The organism is Paracoccus lichenicola (assembly GCF_009708075.1).
Lineage (GTDB): Bacteria > Pseudomonadota > Alphaproteobacteria > Rhodobacterales > Rhodobacteraceae > Paracoccus > Paracoccus lichenicola.
Map to the genome: position 1 here is coordinate 202585 of NZ_WMBT01000004.1, position 19028 is coordinate 221612.

Below are 19028 nucleotides of genomic sequence, written 5' to 3' on the forward strand. Positions count from 1 at the left end.
CCGCACGGTGGCGACAGGGTCGCGCACCGCAGGGGTCTGTTCGTGGGGTTCTGGGTCAGGTCGAAGGGGGCCGGTCGGTCAGATCTTGCCCTTCCAGGGGATCAGCGCCCTTTCGATGCGGCGGATCAGCAGGTCGAAGGCAAAGGCCAGGATGCCGATGACGATGATGCCCATGATCACCGCGTCGCTGGCCAGGTACTCGGCCGAGTTCAGGACCATGAAGCCCAGGCCGCGGCTGGCCGCGACCATCTCGGCCGCGACAAGCGTGGTCCAGCCGACGCCGATGCCGATGCGCATTCCCGTGAATATCTCGGGCAGCGCCGCTTTCAGGATGACGTGGAAGATCACCTGAAGCTTGTTGGCGCCCATCGCATAGGCCGCATGGATCTGTTCGATCGAGACCGAGCGGACACCGGCGCGGGCGGCGATGGCCATGGGCGCGAAGATGGCCAGGAAGATCAGGAACACCTTGGGAAATTCGCCGATGCCCAGCCAGATGATGATCAGCGGCAGATAGGCCAGCGGCGGCAACGGGCGATAGAATTCGATGATCGGATCCATCACGCCGCGGATGACACGGTTCACGCCCATCAGGATGCCCAGCGGCACCGCCACGACCAGCGCCAGGAAAAAGGCGCCCAGAACCCGGCCAAGGCTGGCCAGCGTATGCTGCAACAGGGTCGAGTTCGACACCCCCTCGGTCACGGCCAGCACGAACTTGCCCCAGACCGCGGCGGGGGCCGGCAGGAACAGGGGCTTGACCCACCCCATGCTTGTCACCAGGAACCACAACCCGATCAGCACGACCGCGGTGGCCAGGCTGATCATCGCGCTGGATCCGTCGCCGGGGGCGCCATAGGATACGCCGGGCCTGGCAGGGCGGGACCGGGTCAGACGGTCAAGCATCGAGCCGTTCTTTCGCGCCGGCACGTTCGTCGCCATAGATGATGCCAAGGATTTCCTCCCTCATTTCGATGAAGTCGCGGCTTGACTTGATGGCGCGGGAATTGCCTTCGGCAAGGAAGCGCCGGTTGAAGTCCAGGTCATAGGTGTGGGTGATGCGGCCGGGGCGCGGCGACATGACGATCAGCCGCGATCCCAGGAACAGGGCTTCCTCGACCGAATGCGTGATGAAGAAGTACATCTTGTCGGTCTGCTGCCAGATCTTCAGCAGCAGTTCCTGCACCGTTTCGCGCGTCAGCGCGTCCAGCGCCGCCATCGGCTCGTCCATCAGCAACATGGCCGGGTCGCAGGTCAGCGCCCGCGCGATCCCCACCCGCTGCTGCATCCCGCCCGACAGGTGATAGATCATCTGCTTGTGGAAATCCTCAAGCCCGACCAGCGCCAGGTTCTTGACCGCGCGCTCGCGCCGGGTTCTTGCATCGACGCCCTGAAGCTTCAGTCCGAATTCGACGTTGTCGATGATGTTGAGCCACGGCAGCAGGGCGTGTTTCTGGAACACCACGCCGCGCTCGGCGCCGGGACCCGTGACGGGGCGGCCGCCCAGGGTGATCTTTCCGGCCGAAGGGGCCATGAACCCGGCCATCAGGTTCAGCAAGGTGGTCTTGCCGCAGCCCGAGGCGCCCAAGGCGACGACGAAATCGCCGCTTTTCACTTCAAGGCTGACGCCTTTCAGCGCGCTGATCGGGGCGCCGTCCAGATGGCCGGGATAGACCAGGTCGACATCGGATACTGTCAAGGTCTGCATCTCAGTGGTCTTTCAGAAAAAGGGGTGAAAGGCGTGGGATGAGGCCCCGGGCACCATGCCGCGGGGCATCCGGCGCATCACTTCGCCGCTGCCTGCGCGAAGCTTGCATTCACGAAGGGGGCATAATCGTCCAGCGCGCCGTCGATCTGCTTCTGCTCGACCAGGAACCGCGCGCTTTCGGAAACGGCACGCAGCGCGCCGCCGCCCAGCCAGGTTTCCGAGGCCTGTTCCCCGGCATCCGGGAACGACAACATGCCCAGTGCCTCGACCACGCCCGCCGGTTCGCCGCCGATGGTCTTGACGATATTGGCGACGGGGGCGGAGTCCACCGTCCAGGCGGCCTTGTTGGCGTTGTAGTCGGCATACGAGGCCGCCAGCGCATCGGTGAACGCCTGCATGAAGGCGGGGTTTTCCTTGGCGAATTCCGTGTCCACCACCAGCCCGTCAAAGGTCGGGACGCTGGCCGCGCCGATCTGTTCGCTGTCGGCGATCACCTTGCCGTCCTTCATCAGTTCGGTCAGCGCGGGCGGCCAGACATAGGCGGCGTCGATGTCGCCGCGCTGCCAGGCGGCCAGGATCTGCGGCGGCTTCATGTTCAGGATGTTCACGCCGCGCGGGTCGATCTTCCACACCTGGTCCATGCCGACCAGCAGGTGGAAATGCGATGTCGAGACAAAGGGCACCGCGACGTTCCTGCCGGTCAGATCCGCAGGGCTTTCGATCCCCGAGCCGTTGCGCACGACCAGCGCCTCGGATTTGCCGATGTTGTCGAGGATCCAGAACAACTGCATCTCGACGCCGCGCGTCGTCGCGGCGGCAATCCCGGTCGAGCCGATCACGCCGACCGGCACGTTGCCCGAGGCAAGCGCGGTCGAGATGTCCCCGCCCGAGGAAAACTGCCGCCAGTCGATCGTGTAGCCCGCCTTTCGGGCCGCGGCGTCGATGCTGCCGTCGGCGATGGCGTTGATGAAGGGTCCGACGATCTGCTGATAGCCGACGACAACGGTCGTGTCGGCCAGGGCGTGACCGGCGAAACTGGCGCCAAGGGTCATTGCGGCCAGAAATACCCTGGATTGGCTGATGGTGGTCATTCTGCGATTCCCTGTTTTCGTGTTTTTCGGTTCAGATGCTTTTCTGACCCTTGTAGCCGGATTGTCTTGTGCCTCCGGTCCGTGCCTTGCCGCGTTCCGTTTGTCGTCAGCCCCTTGCATGGTGCGTGGGTCCGGTTGACCGCTTGTGCGACAAAATGTTGCAGGGAACGGACCACAAGGATATGTCCAGATGGAACCGAATATAGGTCCAGATGCCAAGCGACATTCCCCTGGACGCCATCTTCCTGCGCGAAGATGCGCCGACCCTTCAAGGGCGCCTGGCCGCCGCCATCATTCGCGCCATCCTGGAAACCCGGGCGCACCCGGGCGCAAGGCTGCCCTCAAGCCGCCAACTGGCGCAAGGCCTGGGACTGTCCCGGATGACCGTCACGCTGGTCTTTCAGGATCTTGTCAGCCAGGGCTATCTCGAGGCGCTGCCGCGATCGGGAACCGCGGTCGCGGCGACCGTGCCGCATCGCCGCGTGGACGTGACGCCCCTGCCCGCCGCCAGATCCCAGACGGTGAAATGGTCGCGATGGTTGTCGGACCACGACCTGCCCAAGCGCGTCATCCGCAAGCCGGGCAACTGGCGCGACTTCCGGTATCCGTTCATCTTCGGCCAGGCCGACCCCACCCTGTTCGATCACAACGCCTGGCGCGACTGCGCCCGCCGGGCCTTGGGGACGCGCGACTTTTCGGAACTGGCCGCGGACCGGTACGGCGCGGACGATCCGTTGCTGCTGGATTACATCTGTTCCAACACCCTGCCGCGGCGGGGGTTCAATGCCAGGCCGGACGAAGTGCTTGTCACGCTTGGCGCGCAGAATGCCCTGTTCCTGGCGATCGAACTGCTGGCCCGCGTGGACCGCCTGGCCGTCACCGAGGAGCCGGGCTATCCCGACTTTGCCGAAACCCTGCGGCGGGCGCGCAGCCCCACCACGTTCCTGCCTGTGGACTCGATGGGGCTGGACCCGGCGATGCTGCCCGCCAATACCCGGCTCATCCTCATCACGCCCAGCCACCATATTCCGACCGGCGCGACGATGCCCCTGTCCCGAAGGCGGGAACTGCTGCACCGGGCGGACCAGATGGACGCGCTGATCATCGAGGATGATTACGATTTCGAGATGTCCTACCTGGCCCCGCCCGCACCCGCGTTGAAGTCGCTGGATGCGTCGGGCCGGGTCATCTATATCGGCAGTTTCTCCAAGTCCCTGTTTCCGGGGCTGCGGATCGGCTACATGGTCGCGCCCGCGCCCTTCATCGCCCGGGCGCGCGCCTTGCGGGCGATCATGCTGCGCCATCCGCCCGGCCATCTGCAAAGGATCACGGCCTATTTCCTGGCCCTGGGCCATTACGACGCGCATATCGTCCGCCTGCGCCAGACCCTGAAGGAACGGCGGCGGGTTCTGGAAGACGCGATCTCAAGGACCATGCTGAGGATCGAGGGGGCGGCCGCGCAGGGCGGTTCAAGTGTGTGGATCAGCGCGCCGGGAACCGACAGCGCCGAACTGGCCGCGCGGCTGCAGGGTGACAGCGTCCTGATCGAACCCGGCGCGGTGTTCTTCGAGAACACCCCGTCGCCTTGCCCGGTGTTCCGGCTGGGCTATGCGTCGATCGCGGCGGACCGGATCCCGGAAGGGGTGGCCCTGATCGACCGGGCCGCGCGCGAACTGTCTGCATTGCGCGATCCTGTCGCAGGCGAAGGATCGACCTGACGGCGCTGCGGCTGGCGCCCGCTCCCCGGCGCTCCAGCCCGTGTGACCCGCTGACGTGTCGGGCGAGCGGCCGCTGCGGGCGGCGGGGCTGTCGGACCCCTTCTGCAAGACATCGCGGCCGGGCGCCCCGATGCCGCGCTGGTGGCCGAGAACCGGGATTTTCCCGCGGGGCTGCGGTGGAACCAGCCTCCACCCGATCCGGATCTTCAGTGGAACCCGAAGGCAGCTCGGTCATGGGCGCGCATGAAAGGCCCCGGTCACACAGGGTCGCGATCGAAGACCGGAAGGCATCCACCGGCCTGCCCTTCGTTTTCCGGAGGGGTTGTCCTTCCCGGTCTTTCCAGAGTGCTGATGATCTCCGGCAAGGTGCAGCCGCGGCGCAAGGCCAACGCGGAATTTTCAATCCGTTCGGTGAACCCCCGGGCTGTCATCGTCGTTGGGCGCGCATGTCCGGAAAAGGAGAAACCATGTCGGAACTGATCGTGATCGCCTTCGACGACGAGGCCACCGGCTTCGAGTTGCGCGCCGAACTGGTGAAGATGCAGGGGGATTACCTGATCGAGATGGAGGACGCGGTGGTCGTCACCCGCCCGTCCGAGGGCGACATCAAGCTGCACCAGGCGGTGAACCTGACCGCCGCGGGCGCGCTTGGCGGCGGCTTCTGGGGCACCTTCGTCGGCCTGATCTTCCTGAACCCGCTGATCGGGGCGGCGGTCGGCGCGGCCTCGGGGGCGCTGGCGGGACAATTGTCGGATGTCGGCATCAATGACGATTTCATGCGCGACACGGCCCGCGCGCTGCCGCCCGGCGGCTCGGCGGTCTTCGTGCTGCTGCGCAAGATGACGGCCGACAAGGTGCTGGACCGGTTGCAGTCCTTCCGCCACCGGGGCCGCGTCCTGCAGACATCCTTGTCGCGCGAGGACGAGGACCGGTTGCGCGACGCGCTGTCGGGTGGCGCCGCCGTCCCGCCCGTGCCGCCTGCCGCGCCCGCCACGGGCGCTTGACGCAAGCGGGGGCTGCATGAGACATGGCAGCCCATGGTCATTCGCCTTTTGTTCAGCCCTCCGCCCGCCGAACCCGGGGCGGCGCCAGCCCTCCGCTGGCGTCCCCTGCGGCGCGTGCTGATCTGGCTGCGCTGGCTGGCGCTGCGGTTCCTGGCGCTGATGGTCGGGCTGGTCATGGTCTATGCCCTGATCAATCCGCCCACCACCTGGACCATCGTGTCGGAAGCCGCCGCCCCGCGCGAATGGGTCGATATCGAGGACGTGGCCCCTGTCATGCGCCGGTCGGTCGTGGCCGCCGAGGACGCGAATTTCTGCCTGCACTGGGGCTTCGACATGGTGGAAATCCGCAAGGTCGTGGCCTCGGGGTCGTCGCGCGGGGCCTCGACCCTGACGCAGCAGACGGCCAAGAACGTGTTCCTGTGGCAGGGCCGCAGCTGGACGCGCAAGGCCTTGGAAACGGCCTTCACGCCGATGATCGAGGCCTTCTGGTCCAAGCGCCGCATCCTTGAGGTTTACCTGAACGTGGCCGAGTTCGGGCCGGGGGTCTTCGGCATCCAGGCCGCCGCGCGCGACTATTTCGGCACCACGCCCGACCGGCTGACGCCCGTGCAGGCCGCCCGGCTGGCCGCCGTGCTGCCCGCGCCCAAGACCCGCAGCCCCCGCGCCTCGACGCGGTCGCGCGCCATCGCCGACGGGGCGGCGACCATCGCCCGCGACGGGCGGGCCGATTGCTTCTAGATCCCCGCGCCGGTTGAACAGCGGGGGTTGCGGGCTTATCAAGGGCGCCAGCGTGACAAGAAGGTCCAGAAGCAGGCGATGAACAGCAACACCCAGACCACCCGGCTTTATCATACGGCCTTGTCGCCCTTTTGCCGCAAGGTGCGCCTGGTGCTGGCCGAAAAGAAGATCGAGGTCGAGCTGGTCGAGGAGCGTTACTGGGAAAGCCCGCCCGACCTGAAACGCCGCAACCCGGCGGGCAAGCTGCCCGTTCTGCGCCATCGCGGCAACATGCTGGCCGAAAGCCAGGCGATCATCGAATACCTGGACGAGGCCATCCCCTCGCCCGCGCTGATGCCGTCCACGCCGCTGGAGCGCCACGAGGTGCGCCGCCTGTGCGCCTGGTTCGACGACAAGTTCAATGCCGAGGTGACGGTGCCGATCCTGAACGAACGCGTGTGGAAAAAGATCACCCGCCAGGGCTATCCCGACAGCCGCGTGGTCAAGGACGGGCTGCGCGCCATCAAGGAGCATATCGACTATCTGGCCACGCTGCTGGAAACCCGCCGCTGGCTGGCCGGAAACAGCCTGTCGCTGGCCGATTTCACGGCAGCGGCGCATTTTTCCTGCCTCGACTACATCTCGGACGTGGATTGGGACCGCTCGGACATCCTGCGCGACTGGTATGCCACCATCAAGTCGCGCCCGGCCTTCCGCTCGATCCTGGCCGACCAGGTGCCGGGCATCCATCCGGCCCCGCATTATGCCGAGCTTGATTTCGGATAAGGCTGGGGGGCCAGCCCCCCAGGCCCCCCGGGATATTTGGGCAAAGGTGAAAGAGCGTCTGGCGGCCGAATCCGAAGCCGTGGGCTTTTCGCGGATGCGGGTCACGGTGCCGGATGCGGTGCCCGAGGTCGCGGACCGCCTGCAACAGTTCCTGGAGGCCGGGCATCACGGGCAGATGGGCTGGATGGCCGAGCGCACCCATTGGCGCGGCGATCCGGCGGCGCTGTGGCCCGAGGCCCGGTCGGTGATCGTGCTGGCCGAGTTGTACACCCCCGGCCACGATCCGCTGGCGGTGCTGGACCAGCCGGACCGGGCGGCGATCAGCGTCTATGCCCAGGGGCGCGATTATCACGACCTGGTCAAGAAGCGTCTGAAGCGCCTTGGCCGCTGGCTGCTGGACCAGGCCCCGGGCGAGCAGATCAAGGTCTTCGTCGATACCGCGCCCGTAATGGAAAAGCCCCTGGCGCAAGCGGCGGGCATGGGCTGGCAGGGCAAGCACACCAACCTGCTGTCGCGCGAGTTGGGAAGCTGGTTCTTCCTGGGTTCGATCTTCACGACCATCCCCCTGCCCCCTGACGCGCCCGAGGGTTCCCATTGCGGCACCTGCCGCGCCTGCCTGGATGCCTGCCCCACGGGGGCCTTTCCGGCACCCTACCGGCTGGATGCGCGGCGCTGCATTTCCTACCTGACGATCGAGCACAAGGGGCCGGTCGATCCCGAATTGCGCCCGCTGATGGGCAACCGCATCTATGGCTGCGACGATTGCCTGGCCGCCTGCCCCTGGAACAAGTTCGCCCAGGCCGGGTCCGAGATGCGCTATCGCGGCCTCGTCGGTGCGCCGCCCTTGGCCGAGCTTGCCGTGCTGGACGACGCGGGTTTCCGGGAGCGATTCTCGGGCAGCCCGATCAAGCGCATCGGCCGCGACCGCTTCGTGCGCAACGTGCTGTATGCCATCGGCAATTCGGGCCGGGCGGATCTGGCCGGGGTGGCGCGCGGCCTGACGGGGGATGCCGATCCGGCGGTGGCCGACGCGGCCGCCTGGGCCGTGCAGCGCCTGGCGCAGGGCTGAGGCGTCACAGCAGGAAGTCGTCGCGGTCAAGCGCGATGTGCCCCGACAGCCGCAGCAGGAAATCCGCATGGCCGTCCCCGTTCAGGTCGGCCAGGACGCGTGTCTCGTTTCCGGCATGTTGCCAGCGGAGCTGATGGTCGTCGCTGAAGGCGGCCCTGCCGACGAAGCGAAGGTTCAGGGACCGCAGGTCCAGATCGTCGATCCCCGCCTGGAAATCCCCGATGACATCGGCCAGCCTTGCGGTGCTGTCGGCCGGGGACAGGAAGCGGAAGACATCGGCCTCGGCCCCGCCTGCCAGCATATCGGCGCCTGTCCCGCCGACCAGCGTATCCCTGCCCGGGCCGCCCCGCAGGGCATCGTTCCCGCCATCCCCCACCAGCCGGTCAAGACCCGCCCCGCCCTGCAGCAGGTCATTGCCAAGCCCGCCCCCCAGGGCATCGTTGCCGTCATCCCCCCACAGCACGTCGTTGCCGGCGTCCCCCCACAGCCCGTCGTTCCCGGACTGGCCCAACAGGCGGTCGTTGCCCCCGCCGCCGCGCAGGGCATCGGTCCCCGACCCGCCCCGCAGGGCGTCGTTTCCGGCCTCTCCGTTCAGGCGGTCGGTGCCGGTTCCCCCGGTCAGGGCATCGTTGCCGGCCCCGCCCCACAGAAGGTTGTTGCCCAGCAGGTCGGCCAGGATGTCATGGCCCCCCTCGCCCCACAGGGTGTCGTTGCCCGCGCCGCCATCCAGCCGGTCGTTCCCCGCCCCGGCGCGGAGCTGGTCGTTGCCGATGCCGCCCGCCAGCGTATCGAACCCCGCACCGGCGATCAGCTGGTCGTTGCCCACCCCGCCGTCCATGTGGTTGTTGCCCAGCAGGTCGGTCAGGATGTCGTTGCCCGCCTCGGCCAGCAGGCGGTCATTGCCGCCGTCGCCCCCCAGACGGTCGTTGCCCGCCCCGCCGAACAGCCAATCGGTGCCAAGGCCGCCCGACAGCCAGTCGATGCCCGCGCCGGCCCGCAGCCTGTCGTCGCCCTCCTGTCCCAGCAGGCGGTTGTTGCCCGAAAGATCGGTCAGCGCGTCATTGCCGTCCTGCCCCTGCAAGGTGTCGTGACCAAGGCCGCCGTTCAGAAGATCCGCCCCCGATTCGCCATCTAGCTGGTCATTTCCAAGGCCCCCGTCCAGCAGATCGGCCCCGCCGCCGCCAAACAGGTGATCGTTGTCCCCGTCGCCGAACAGGCGGTCGTTGCCCCCACCCGCGTGCAGGATGTCATGGCCCGCCCCCCCGCGCAGCAGGTCGAGACCCGTGCCCGCGACCAGCGTGTCGTTGCCCGCCTCGCCCTGCAGCAGGTTGTTGCCCAGGCCGTCCTCCAACCGGTCGGACCCGAGTCCCCCCCACAGGGTATCGTTCCCCTCTTGCCCGTACAGCAGGTCGTTGCCCGCCCCGCCCTGCAGCAGGTCGCCGCCGTCGCCGCCCCACAGCCGGTCGAGACCCGCGCCCGCGACCAGCGTGTCGTTGCCGCGCCCGCCGATCAGGCGGTTGTCGCCCCCGCTGTCCTCCAGCCGGTCGTCGTCATCCTCGCCCGACAGGGTGTCGTTGCCGTCCTCGCCCAGCAGGCGGTCCGCCCCCGCCCCGCCATAGGCAAGGTCGTTGCCCGCCCCGCCCCGCAGGGTGTCGTTGCCGGTCCCGCCCCACAGCAGGTCATTGCTGTCATGGCCCAGCAGGCCGTCGTTGCCCTCGTCCCCGAACAGCGTGTCATGGCCGGCATGGCCCAGCAGCAGGTCGGATCCATCCCCGCCGCGCAACTGGTCGTTGCCGCCCTGACCGTGCACCGTGTCCGCCCCCGCCCCTGCGGACACGGTGTCGTTGCCCGTGCCCGCCTGGATCACGTCCGGCCCGCCCGCGCCCAGCAGCTGGTCGGCCCCCGCGCCGCCAAAGATCCAGGTGCCGACCGTGGTGGGGGGCGGCCCGACCGTCACGGGATCCAGTTCGGGCAGCCAGTAATGCCCGATGGGGAACATGCCGTTGCCGAAATCCGTGGGCACCAGGCCCTGGCCCGACAGGGTCCGCACCTCGAGGACCGAGTTGCCGTAAACGATCCGCATCCCCCAGGATTGCGGCGCGAACTTCAACTGCCAGGTGCTGCGGATCATGCCCAGCATCGACAGGTCCAACCGGTCCACGCCCGGTTCGTAATCGGCGATCACCACGCGGCCGTCAAAGCGGGTGATGGCGAAGATGTCGGCCCCCGCGCCGCCGGTCAGCTTGATGTTGGCGGGACCCGTCACCAGGATGTCGTCGCCCGCCCCGCCCCTAAGCTGCGTCGTCGTCCCGGTCGCCACCAGCAGGTCGTCGTTGTCCGAGCCACCGACCACCCCGGCCCCGGCAAGGCCCGTCTGGCCGATGGCGCCCGGCTCGACCACCAGCTGCGTCACGCCCGTTTCCCCGTCCGATGTGACCAGCAGCACGATCCGGCCGTCGATCACCTGCGCCTCGATGGCGCTGACCTTGCCCAGCGTCATGTCGGCGGTATCGGCGATGGTCTGCAGGTGCAGCAGCCTGCCGTCGGGCAGCAGGGTGAAGATGCTGATGCCGCCGTCCGCGCCCCCGGCGATCACATGGCCGCGCCCGTCCACCACCGCCGTGGCAAGCGCCGTCACCGACTGGAAACGCGTGGTCAGTTCGTCCACGATGTGGTCGGTCGTGGTCAGCGCCCCGGTCCTGTCCACCCGGAACACCGACAAGGACGACGAGGTCGCCCCCGCCACCACCACGAAGCTGCGTCCCCCGAACTGAAGCGCCGCGATGTCCGAGGGGACATAGTATCCCGTCCCCTCGGCCGCGACATGCATCGCCCCCGCGCCCAGGGTGCCCGTCGCGCCGATGGCATGGGTCGAGATGAAGTTGCCCAGGCCCGAGATGGCGACCAGCAGGCGCTGGCCGTCCACGGTCAGGGCGATGATCTTGTCCAGCGACGCCTCGGCCACGCCGGGGGGCATGGGCAGGCTGACCGAGGATACGGCGGCCAGGCTGCCGTCGCTGCCGATCCTGTGGACCTGCAGGACCAGCGTGTCGGGCTGCGCCGAGAACAGGAAGCGGCCCGCGTCGGTGACCATCTGGCCACTGGCGGACAGGCGGGAACCGATGGGGGCCGCCGGGAACAGCGGCGCAAAGCCGCCAAGCGTGCCCGAGCCGCTGACGGACAGCCCGGTCCCGCCGCCGCCCGACATCCCCCCGACCAGCAGGCGATCGCCCGCCGGCATGTCCAGGACGGTCAGCACAGGCTCGGCCCGATAGGTGAGGCTGGCGGGAAAGGCCTGGGTGGCGACCAGGGCCAGGGGGGCGTCGGGGTCGCTGATCCGATAGCTGCTGACCCCGCCCCGCGCGCTGACGGCGAACAGCATCCAGCTGCCGCCGATCTGCGCGGTGGCAAGATCGGCAACGCCGGACAACCATCGGGTGTGCGCGGCCCCATAGGTGGCCACGTGGCGATAAGAGATCATCTTGTCCGTTGAATGCGCGTTTCAGCTGCATGGTCCCGAGCCGGGGCCGATGCTTAACAAAACCCTAACGCGCGCCGTCCGAACAGACGGGTTTTCCCGGGGATTTGACGCAATCTTTAGATGTCGAAGGCCAAGGGACCATAGATGATCAGGCCGGGCTGCGTGACGGCGGCCCCTTGCAGCATCCGGTCCAGGCCGTCGATAGTGGTGCGGATCAGCCTCTGGTGGGGATGGCCCACGGATTCGGCGAACAGCGCGGGCGTGTCGCCCGGCATTCCGTGGGCGCGCAGACCGGCGGCCAGTTCGGGAAAGCTGCGCTGGCCCATGAAGACGACGGTGGTGACCGCCGGATCGGCGATGGCCGCCCAGTGGATGTCGCCCGGCAGTTGCCCCGTCACGTCCGCGCCGGTGATGAACTGCACCCGCCGCGCGGTCAGCCGCCGGGTCAGCGGGATCCCCGCCGCCGCCGCCGCCGCGCTGGCGGATGTCACGCCCGGCACGATCTCGAAGGCGATCCCGGCGGCGGCAAGGGCCACCAGCTCCTCCTCCAGCCGCCCGAAGAAGCCTGCATCGCCCGATTTCAGCCGCACCACCCGCCGTCCGGCCAGGGCCTGTTCGACCAGCAGCGCATTGACGTGATCCTGCCGGGCCGAGGGGCGGCCCGCGCGCTTGCCCACCGCGATCAGTTCGGCCTGCGGATGGGCATGATCCAGTACCGGCCCGGAGGCGAGGTCGTCGTACAGCACCACCTCGGCCCGGGACAGACGGTTCGCGGCCTTCAGCGTCAGCAGTTCGGGATCGCCCGGCCCGGCCGAGACGAGCGAGACAAAACCGGTCGGTGTGGCAGGATCGGGCAAGGCCAGGGCTTTCGGGCGGGGCTTCCAGCTATACCATTCCTGTCGTTTCAGGCAATGCCGGGGCTTGAAACTTTCCCCGCGCCGATGCCTGATCCGGCCGTTGAACGAAAGCTGTGCAATGACCGTCATCTGCTGGTTCCGCCGCGTGCTGCGGCTGGACGACCACCCCGCCCTGGTTGCCGCCGCCCAGGGCGGCCCGGTGATTCCCCTGGTGATCCTGGACCCGCTGGAGGCGCTGGCCCATCCTGCCTCGGCCCAGCGGCAGGCGATGGCGCTGCCGGGGCTGGCCGCCGCGTTGCAGGCCCGGGGCAGCCGCCTGGTCGTGCGGCGGGGCGATCCCGCCACGGTGCTGGCGCAGGTGATCCGCGACAGCGGCGCGATGGCGGTCCATGCCAGCGAAGGGATGCCCTTCGCCCGCGACGAAGGCCTGCACGATGCGGTCCGGGCGGCGGGCGCGGCCCTGCACCTGCACCCGCTGGCCGACCTGGTGCCGCGCGGCAGCGTGCTGACCAGGACCGGCACGCCCTTCAAGGTCTTCACCCCCTTCTGGCGGGTCCTGCGCCAGACGGCCATTGCCGCGCCGCTGCCCGCCCCGCGCCTGCCCGCGCCCGACGCCTGGCCCGACAGCGACGGCCTTGAGTGGCCCGAGGCGCGGGCGGCGATGAACCGGGGCTGGCCCGTGATGGCTCGCCATGTCCAGGCGGGCGAGGCCACCGCCCATGACCGGCTGGAGGCCTTCCTGGACCGCATCACCGCCGGATACGCCGAACGCCGCGACCTTCCGGCCGAAGGCGATGCGACATCCAGCCTGTCCGACGCCCTCGCCGTCGGAGAGATCAGCGCCCGCCGCATCTGGCACCGCACCCTGCACGCGCAGGACCAGGGCCGCGGGGGCACCGAGGATTTCCTGCGCGAACTGGCTTGGCGGGACTTCGCGCGCGACCTGTTCCATGCGTCCCCCGACATGGACCGGACCTGCTGGCGCAGGGAATGGGACGGCTTTTCCTGGCAGGGCGACAATGCGGACGCCGAGGCCTGGCGGCAGGGCCGCACCGGCATCGCCCTGGTCGATGCCGGGATGCGGGAAATGTTCGCGACAGGCCGGATGCACAACCGCGTGCGGATGATCGCGGCCAGCTTCCTGGTCAAGCACCTGATGATCGACTGGCGCGTGGGCCTTGACTGGTTCGCCCGCTGCCTGACCGATTGGGACGCGGCCAGCAACGCGATGAACTGGCAATGGGTGGCGGGCTGCGGGCCGGACGCCTCGCCCTTCTTCCGGGTCTTCAACCCCGAGGGCCAGGCCGGCCGGTTCGACGCCCGGCGGCTTTACCGCGACCATTGGCTGCGGGGCGAAGGCGCGCGGGACTTTGCCAAGGCCGTGCCCCGGTCCTGGGGCTTCGACCCGGACCACCGCCCGGCCCCGCTGGTCGATCTGGACGCGGGACGCCAGCGCGCCCTGGCCGCCTATCGCGGCTTTGCCCGCAAGGACGCCGCGGCCCTGTAGGCCAGCAACAGCGCGGCCAAGGCGGCAAGGATCAGCACGGGCGGATTGGCGGGCGACAGGTTCGCCGCGAAGATGCCCACCAGCGCCCAGACGACGCCCGCCGGGTAGGCCCATTCGCCGGGCCTGCGGGCCTGGACCAGCAGGGCCGCGACCGTCACCGCGATCAGGCACAGGATCGCCGCCGCCTGCTGGGACAGGACGCCGTGGCCGCCCAGCACCATCCCGAAGGACGCCCCCGTCGCCGCCGTCAGCCACCCGGCATAAAGCGCCACGGGCCGCACCTGCCAGACCGGATCATGCCGCCCGGCCCGCAGAAAGGCCATCACCGCAGGCACCAGCATCGCCACGATCAGGACCGTCGCGCCGATGGGGGTCCAATGCGCCGTCTCGATCCAGAAGGCGCCTAGGGCCAGGCTGACCAGCAACGCGGGCCGCATCGCCTGCCAGTCGGGATCACCGGCCCGCTTCCAGGCGCCGAAGGCCGATCCCGCGACCAGCCAGGCAAAGATCAGCCCCCAGATCGAGAAGGCCCATCCGGCGGGCTGGACCGGCGGATCGGCCTGCGGGATCGGGAACTGGTCGGGCCGATAGCCGCCGAAGCCGTTCGACAACAGGGGCGAGACGGCAAAGGCAAGGGCTGCCAGAAGCACAAGAACGGGAAGGAAACGGCGCATGGGACCTGCAACTGCCAAGGACTGAAGGGTTAACGCGATGTCACGCCCGGCGTTCCTGGCGGGCAAGGGCCTGCGCCCGGGCCAGATCCTCGGGCGTGTTGACGTTGAAGAAGGGATCCACCGGAACGGCGTCCCAGACGGCCAGCGCGGGCGCATGGGCCAGGGCAAAGCCCCGCACCCGCCGCCCGCCCCCGGCCAGGAAGGCGCGCAAGGCGTCGCGCAGGGCCACCGGCCACAGCCCGAAGGTCGGGTGGTCGCAAACCCGGCCCTCGGCATCGCGGCTGGCGGCCAGGACGATGCCCTCCCCCGCTTGCATCAGGCGCTGGACCAGATCGGGCGGAAAGAACGGCGTGTCGCCCGCCACGCTGACGACCGCGCGGTCCCCGCGCGAGGCCGCCCAGTCCATCCCGGCCAGGATCCCCGCCAGCGGTCCCGGCAGATCGGGCAGGCTGTCGGGCAGCACGGGCAGGCCGAAATCCGCGAAACGCCCGGGATCGCCATTCGCGTTCAGCGCCAGCGCCCCGCATTGCGGGACCAGCCGCGCCACGATCTGCGCCAGCATCGGGCACCCGTCCAGATCCAGCAGGCACTTGTCGCCCCCGCCCATGCGGGTGGCGCGGCCTCCGGCAAGGATGATGGCGGGCGGGCGGGTCATGGCAGGGTTGTGACGCAGGCGGGCCTTGGCGGCAAGGCCGGGCGTGACTTACAAAAACGACTGGCGACACCTGCGCGCCCGGAGACCCGCCATGCGACACGACCCCCTGCCCCCCTTCCAGACCGAGGCCAGCCTGCCCGACCTGCCCTTCGCGGCCATCGACGCGCTGATCCGGGCCAAGGCCGCCGAACACGGGCTGGCCCTGCACGACGGGCATGGCCGGTCCACCTGGTGCAAGGTGCCGGGCGGCGACGAATTCGGCGCCCGGAAGGGACCGACGGGCAGCATCCTTTACGTCCGCGCCCATGCCCGCGACCGGCTGCACGCGCTGCGGGAAACCGTGACTGCCCACCTTGCGGAACACCTGCCCGGCCAGCGAATCGCCTGGTCGGCGCTGGACCGGCCGGGGACCTTTCCGCCGAACTTCAGCCTGGCGCGCGTGGCGGGCGTGACGCGCATCGGCACCGATTTCCTGCGCCTGCGGCTGGAAGGGGGCGACCTGGCGCGTTTCGCCCGCGACCTGATCCATTTCCGCCTGGTCCTGCAACCCCCCGGCACGGCGAACCCCGCCTGGCCGGTCATCGGGAACGACGGCCAGACCCTGTGGCCCAAGGGCGCGGCAGCCCTGCACCGTCCCGCCTATACGGTGCGCCATATCGACCCCGTGGCGGGCTGGCTGGAAACCGACATCTTCATCCATGACGGCGGGCGCGCCTGCGGCTTTGCCCAGAACGCCGCGCCGGGAACCGCTGTCGGGCTGACGGGTCCCGGCGGCGGGGGCGTGGCGCAGGGGGACAGCCTGCTGATCGGCGGGGACGAGACCGCCTATCCGGCGCTGGCGCGGACGCTGGAGGCCGCGGCGCCCGACGCCACCGGCAAATGCCACCTGTTCGGCGCGCGGGCGGACTATCCCCTGCCCCCTCATCCGGGCATCCGGGTGATCCACGCGCCGGGCGGCGAGGCCGCGCTGGCTGACCGCCTGCGCCGCGAGGGCACGGACGCCCGGCAAATCTGGCTGGCAACCGAGCGGTCGCGTCTGGCGGTCCTGAAGGCTGCGATCATCGACAATTTGGGCATCGACAAGGCCCGCACCCATCTGGCCGCCTATTGGAGCGCCTGAAAGGCCGGCAGGCGGCATCTGAATAGTTGACAATTTTACATGGGTGCTGAATACCGGCGCAAACTTGCGGGACCGGTCCCCGGGCTTTGCGCCGACTCGGTCCCGGACGCGAACCGTCCGCGCTTTGCGGATCAAGAAGCAAGGAACGCCATGACCAACCTGCCGCGCCTCAGTGCAAGTGTCGCCATCACGCTGGCCTGCCTGCTGGCCCCGGTGGCCCAAGCGCAGGAAACCGCACCGGACGCAGCGACCCCGCCAGCCCAGGCCGAGGCCCCCGCGCAGCAGCCTGCGGCACCGGCAATGCCGGCCCCGGCTGTCCCCGCCCCCGCCGCAACGGCGATAGAAGCGGATCCCGCGCCTGCACCTGCCGCAACCGCCCCGGCGACCCCTGCCCAACCCGCGCCCGAACCCGTCGCCGAGTTCCTGCCGCAATCCATGCAGGACGCGCTGGCCCCGATCCTGACGCCGCCCGCGCGCGATCCGAACCTGCCCCACGACCTGTCGCCGATGGGCATGTTCTGGGCCGCGGACATCGTGGTCAAGGCGGTGATGATCGGGCTGGCCTTCGCCTCCGTCATCACCTGGACGGTGCTGGTCGTGAAGGCGCTGGAGCTGTGGGGCGCAAGCGCCAGGGCGCAGAACGGCATCCGCCGCATCCAGCGCGCCGACAGCCTGGCCGCCGCCGTCGCCGCCAGCAACGGGCGGCGCGATGCGGTGTCGCGCATGATCCGCCAGGCCGCCGAGGAATACCGCCGCTCGCAGCCCGCGCTGGAAATCGCGGGCGACGGCGGCGTCAAGGAACGCGTCGATTCCCAGCTTGACCGGATCGAGGCCATCGCGGGCCGCCGCATGGGCCGGGGCACGGGCGTGCTGGCCACCATCGGATCGACCGCGCCCTTCGTGGGGCTGTTCGGCACCGTCTGGGGGATCATGAACAGCTTCATCGGCATTTCCGAAAGCCAGACCACCAACCTCGCCGTCGTGGCCCCCGGCATCGCCGAGGCGCTGCTGGCCACCGCCATCGGCCTGGTCGCGGCCATCCCCGCCGTGGTGATCTACAACGTCTTCGCGCGCGGCATCACCGGCTATCGCCTGCGCCTTGCCAATGCCGCGGCGGGCGTGCGCCAACTGGTCAGCCGCGACCTGGATTTCCGCGGCCTTGCCGCCAAGCCGGGGGAATAGGCCATGGCAGGCGGGATCCGCGACAACGGCGACGACCTGGTCGAGAACCACGAGATCAACGTCACCCCCTTCATCGACGTGATGCTGGTCTTGCTGATCATCTTCATGGTCGCGGCGCCGCTTGCGACGGTCGATGTGAACGTCGATCTGCCTGTGTCGAACGCCACGCCCGCCCAGCGTCCCGACCAGCCGGTCTATGTGACCGTGAAGCCGGACCTGACGCTGGCCCTGGACAACACCGACATCGCGCCGGGCGGGTTGGCCACGGCCCTGGCGGCGGCGACCGGGGGCGACCGCGAGCAGCGCATCTTCCTGCGCGCCGACCGCGCCGTCGCCTATGGCGACCTGATGGACGTGATGAACACCCTGCGCGACGCGGGTTACCTGAAGATCGCGCTTGTGGGGCTTGAATCGACGACGGCAGCCGTGCCGCCTGCCGCCCCCGAGCCTGCCCGATGAGCGGGCGCGCCAGCCGCCTGATCCGCGAGGGCGCGCTGTGGGGCGGCGCCTCGGTCCTGGTGCTGGCGCTGCATCTGGGCGGGGCCTTGTGGATCATGCGCCAGGCCGAGGCCGCCGCCCCGCCGGGCCTGCCCGCACCCGTCTTCATCGACCTGGCCCCCGCCGAGGAAGTGGCTGAGGAACCGGCGGTCCCGACCGAGGAGCCGGTCCAGGAGGCCGCCGAGGAGCCTGTGGAGCCGGAACCGCAGCCCGAGCCGGAACCCGAGGAGGTGGCAGAACCGCTGGACCTGCCGCCCCTGCCGCAGTTGGAACCGCTGGACGACATGGCCGACCTGTTCCCGCCCGCGCCGCCGGACCTGGACGCCCCGCCCGAGGTGGTGCTGAACACGTCCGCCCGCCCGCAGCGCCGCCCCGAACGCGAGCCGGAACCAGAGCCGCAGCACCAAGCCGAACCCCGCCGCGAACGCCGCGAACCCGAGCCGCAGCGCCAGGCCGAACCCCGCCGTCAGGAACAGCCCGCGCCCCGGCAGCAACAGCAGGCGCGCAGGGTCGAACAGGGGCAACAGGGCGCCACCGGCAGAACCGGGGCCAGCGCGCAGCAGATCGCCCGAGACGAGGCAAGCTGGAAACAGCAGGTCGGGGTCTGCCTGTTGCGGTCAGCCTCTCGGGTTTCGGGGGCAAGCGGGGCACGAAGCACGGTGGCCCTGGTCATCGCGCGCAACGGAAGGGTCCAGTCCGCGTCGCTGACCGCCTCGACGGGAGATCCCCGGGTCGATCGGGAAATCTCGCGCGCCATGGGCCGCGCCCGTTGCCCCGCGGCGCCTTCCAGCCTGACGAAGGCGGCTTACCAGTTCTACCAGCCGTTTGCGATCCAGTGACGCAGGGACCTCTGCCTCTGGGCTGGCGATGACGGTGCAGGTCCGTCGAAGAAGGCGGGGGGCCGTCTGCCCCCCGGTCCCTGCGGGACTCCCCCCGAGGATATTTGGGCAAAGGTGAAAGG

At 69.5% G+C, this 19028-nt stretch carries 17 protein-coding genes; 10 read left to right on the forward strand and 7 right to left on the reverse strand.

Features of this window, described 5'->3' with window-relative positions:
- Positions 1–78 precede the first annotated feature (78 nt).
- The 3 genes from GIY56_RS09665 to tauA form a co-directional block, all read right to left on the reverse strand.
- Positions 79–906, reverse strand: a complete 828-nt coding sequence (locus GIY56_RS09665) for an ABC transporter permease subunit (RefSeq protein WP_154764614.1) — start codon at positions 904–906, stop codon at positions 79–81.
- Positions 899–1708, reverse strand: coding sequence for a taurine ABC transporter ATP-binding protein (locus GIY56_RS09670; RefSeq protein ID WP_154764615.1), 810 nt, complete (start codon positions 1706–1708; stop codon positions 899–901). The genes GIY56_RS09665 and GIY56_RS09670 overlap by 8 nt, the downstream gene beginning before the upstream one ends.
- 77 nt (positions 1709–1785) lie before the next feature.
- Positions 1786–2799: a taurine ABC transporter substrate-binding protein gene (gene tauA, locus GIY56_RS09675; protein WP_154764616.1), complete on the reverse strand. Its 1014-nt coding sequence runs from the start codon at positions 2797–2799 to the stop codon at positions 1786–1788.
- A 212-nt stretch (positions 2800–3011) separates the two neighbouring features.
- On the opposite strand from tauA, the gene pdxR reads away from it, so the two are divergent.
- The 5 genes from pdxR to queG all read left to right on the forward strand — a co-directional run bounded on the left by pdxR (position 3012) and on the right by queG (position 8093).
- Entirely contained in the window at positions 3012–4517 is a 1506-nt protein-coding gene (gene pdxR, locus GIY56_RS09680; protein ID WP_154764617.1) for a MocR-like pyridoxine biosynthesis transcription factor PdxR, read from the forward strand.
- A 467-nt stretch (positions 4518–4984) separates the two neighbouring features.
- A complete protein-coding gene (locus tag GIY56_RS09685) occupies positions 4985–5521 on the forward strand; it encodes a DUF1269 domain-containing protein (protein WP_154764618.1) in 537 nt (178 codons plus the stop codon).
- Positions 5522–5554: 33 nt separating this feature from the next.
- Positions 5555–6259, forward strand: a complete 705-nt coding sequence (gene mtgA, locus GIY56_RS09690; protein ID WP_154764619.1) for a monofunctional biosynthetic peptidoglycan transglycosylase — start codon at positions 5555–5557, stop codon at positions 6257–6259.
- A gap of 78 nt (positions 6260–6337) precedes the next feature.
- Positions 6338–7024 carry an FtsZ-binding protein FzlA gene (gene fzlA, locus GIY56_RS09695; protein WP_154764620.1) on the forward strand — a complete coding sequence of 229 codons (687 nt, stop codon included), beginning with the start codon at positions 6338–6340 and terminating at the stop codon, positions 7022–7024.
- A gap of 46 nt (positions 7025–7070) precedes the next feature.
- Positions 7071–8093 (forward strand): tRNA epoxyqueuosine(34) reductase QueG, encoded by a 1023-nt coding sequence (gene queG, locus GIY56_RS09700; RefSeq protein ID WP_328288498.1) that lies wholly within the window; start codon positions 7071–7073, stop codon positions 8091–8093.
- 4 nt (positions 8094–8097) lie between these two features.
- On the opposite strand, the gene GIY56_RS09705 is transcribed toward queG, so the two are convergent.
- Positions 8098–11574: a calcium-binding protein gene (locus GIY56_RS09705; RefSeq protein ID WP_154764622.1), complete on the reverse strand. Its 3477-nt coding sequence runs from the start codon at positions 11572–11574 to the stop codon at positions 8098–8100.
- A 116-nt stretch (positions 11575–11690) separates the two neighbouring features.
- A complete protein-coding gene (cobA, locus tag GIY56_RS09710; RefSeq protein WP_154764623.1) occupies positions 11691–12560 on the reverse strand; it encodes a uroporphyrinogen-III C-methyltransferase in 870 nt (289 codons plus the stop codon).
- On the opposite strand from cobA, the gene GIY56_RS18750 reads away from it, so the two are divergent.
- Positions 12550–13938 carry a cryptochrome/photolyase family protein gene (locus GIY56_RS18750; protein ID WP_154764624.1) on the forward strand — a complete coding sequence of 463 codons (1389 nt, stop codon included), beginning with the start codon at positions 12550–12552 and terminating at the stop codon, positions 13936–13938. The two genes, cobA and GIY56_RS18750, sit on opposite strands and share 11 nt — an antisense overlap.
- Here the strand turns inward: GIY56_RS18750 and GIY56_RS09720 are convergent.
- Together GIY56_RS09720 and mobA are read right to left on the reverse strand one after the other, a co-directional pair.
- Positions 13899–14612 carry a hypothetical protein gene (locus GIY56_RS09720; protein ID WP_154764625.1) on the reverse strand — a complete coding sequence of 238 codons (714 nt, stop codon included), beginning with the start codon at positions 14610–14612 and terminating at the stop codon, positions 13899–13901. The two genes, GIY56_RS18750 and GIY56_RS09720, sit on opposite strands and share 40 nt — an antisense overlap.
- A 40-nt stretch (positions 14613–14652) precedes the next feature.
- The gene (gene mobA / locus GIY56_RS09725; protein WP_154764626.1) at positions 14653–15267 is read right to left on the reverse strand and encodes a molybdenum cofactor guanylyltransferase MobA; all 615 of its coding nucleotides are present in this window, start codon (positions 15265–15267) and stop codon (positions 14653–14655) included.
- A 91-nt stretch (positions 15268–15358) separates the two neighbouring features.
- Here mobA and GIY56_RS09730 point away from each other — a divergent pair, with 91 nt between their 5' ends.
- The 4 genes from GIY56_RS09730 to GIY56_RS09745 all read left to right on the forward strand — a co-directional run bounded on the left by GIY56_RS09730 (position 15359) and on the right by GIY56_RS09745 (position 18906).
- Entirely contained in the window at positions 15359–16387 is a 1029-nt protein-coding gene (locus GIY56_RS09730) for a siderophore-interacting protein (RefSeq protein ID WP_154764627.1), read from the forward strand.
- A gap of 150 nt (positions 16388–16537) precedes the next feature.
- Positions 16538–17569, forward strand: a complete 1032-nt coding sequence (gene exbB / locus GIY56_RS09735) for a tonB-system energizer ExbB (RefSeq protein WP_154764628.1) — start codon at positions 16538–16540, stop codon at positions 17567–17569.
- 3 nt (positions 17570–17572) lie between these two features.
- The gene (gene exbD / locus GIY56_RS09740) at positions 17573–18028 is read left to right on the forward strand and encodes a TonB system transport protein ExbD (protein WP_154764629.1); all 456 of its coding nucleotides are present in this window, start codon (positions 17573–17575) and stop codon (positions 18026–18028) included.
- On the forward strand, positions 18025–18906 hold the full coding sequence (locus GIY56_RS09745; protein ID WP_154764630.1) for an energy transducer TonB: 882 nt from the start codon (positions 18025–18027) through the stop codon (positions 18904–18906). The genes exbD and GIY56_RS09745 overlap by 4 nt, the downstream gene beginning before the upstream one ends.
- Positions 18907–19028 lie beyond the last annotated feature (122 nt).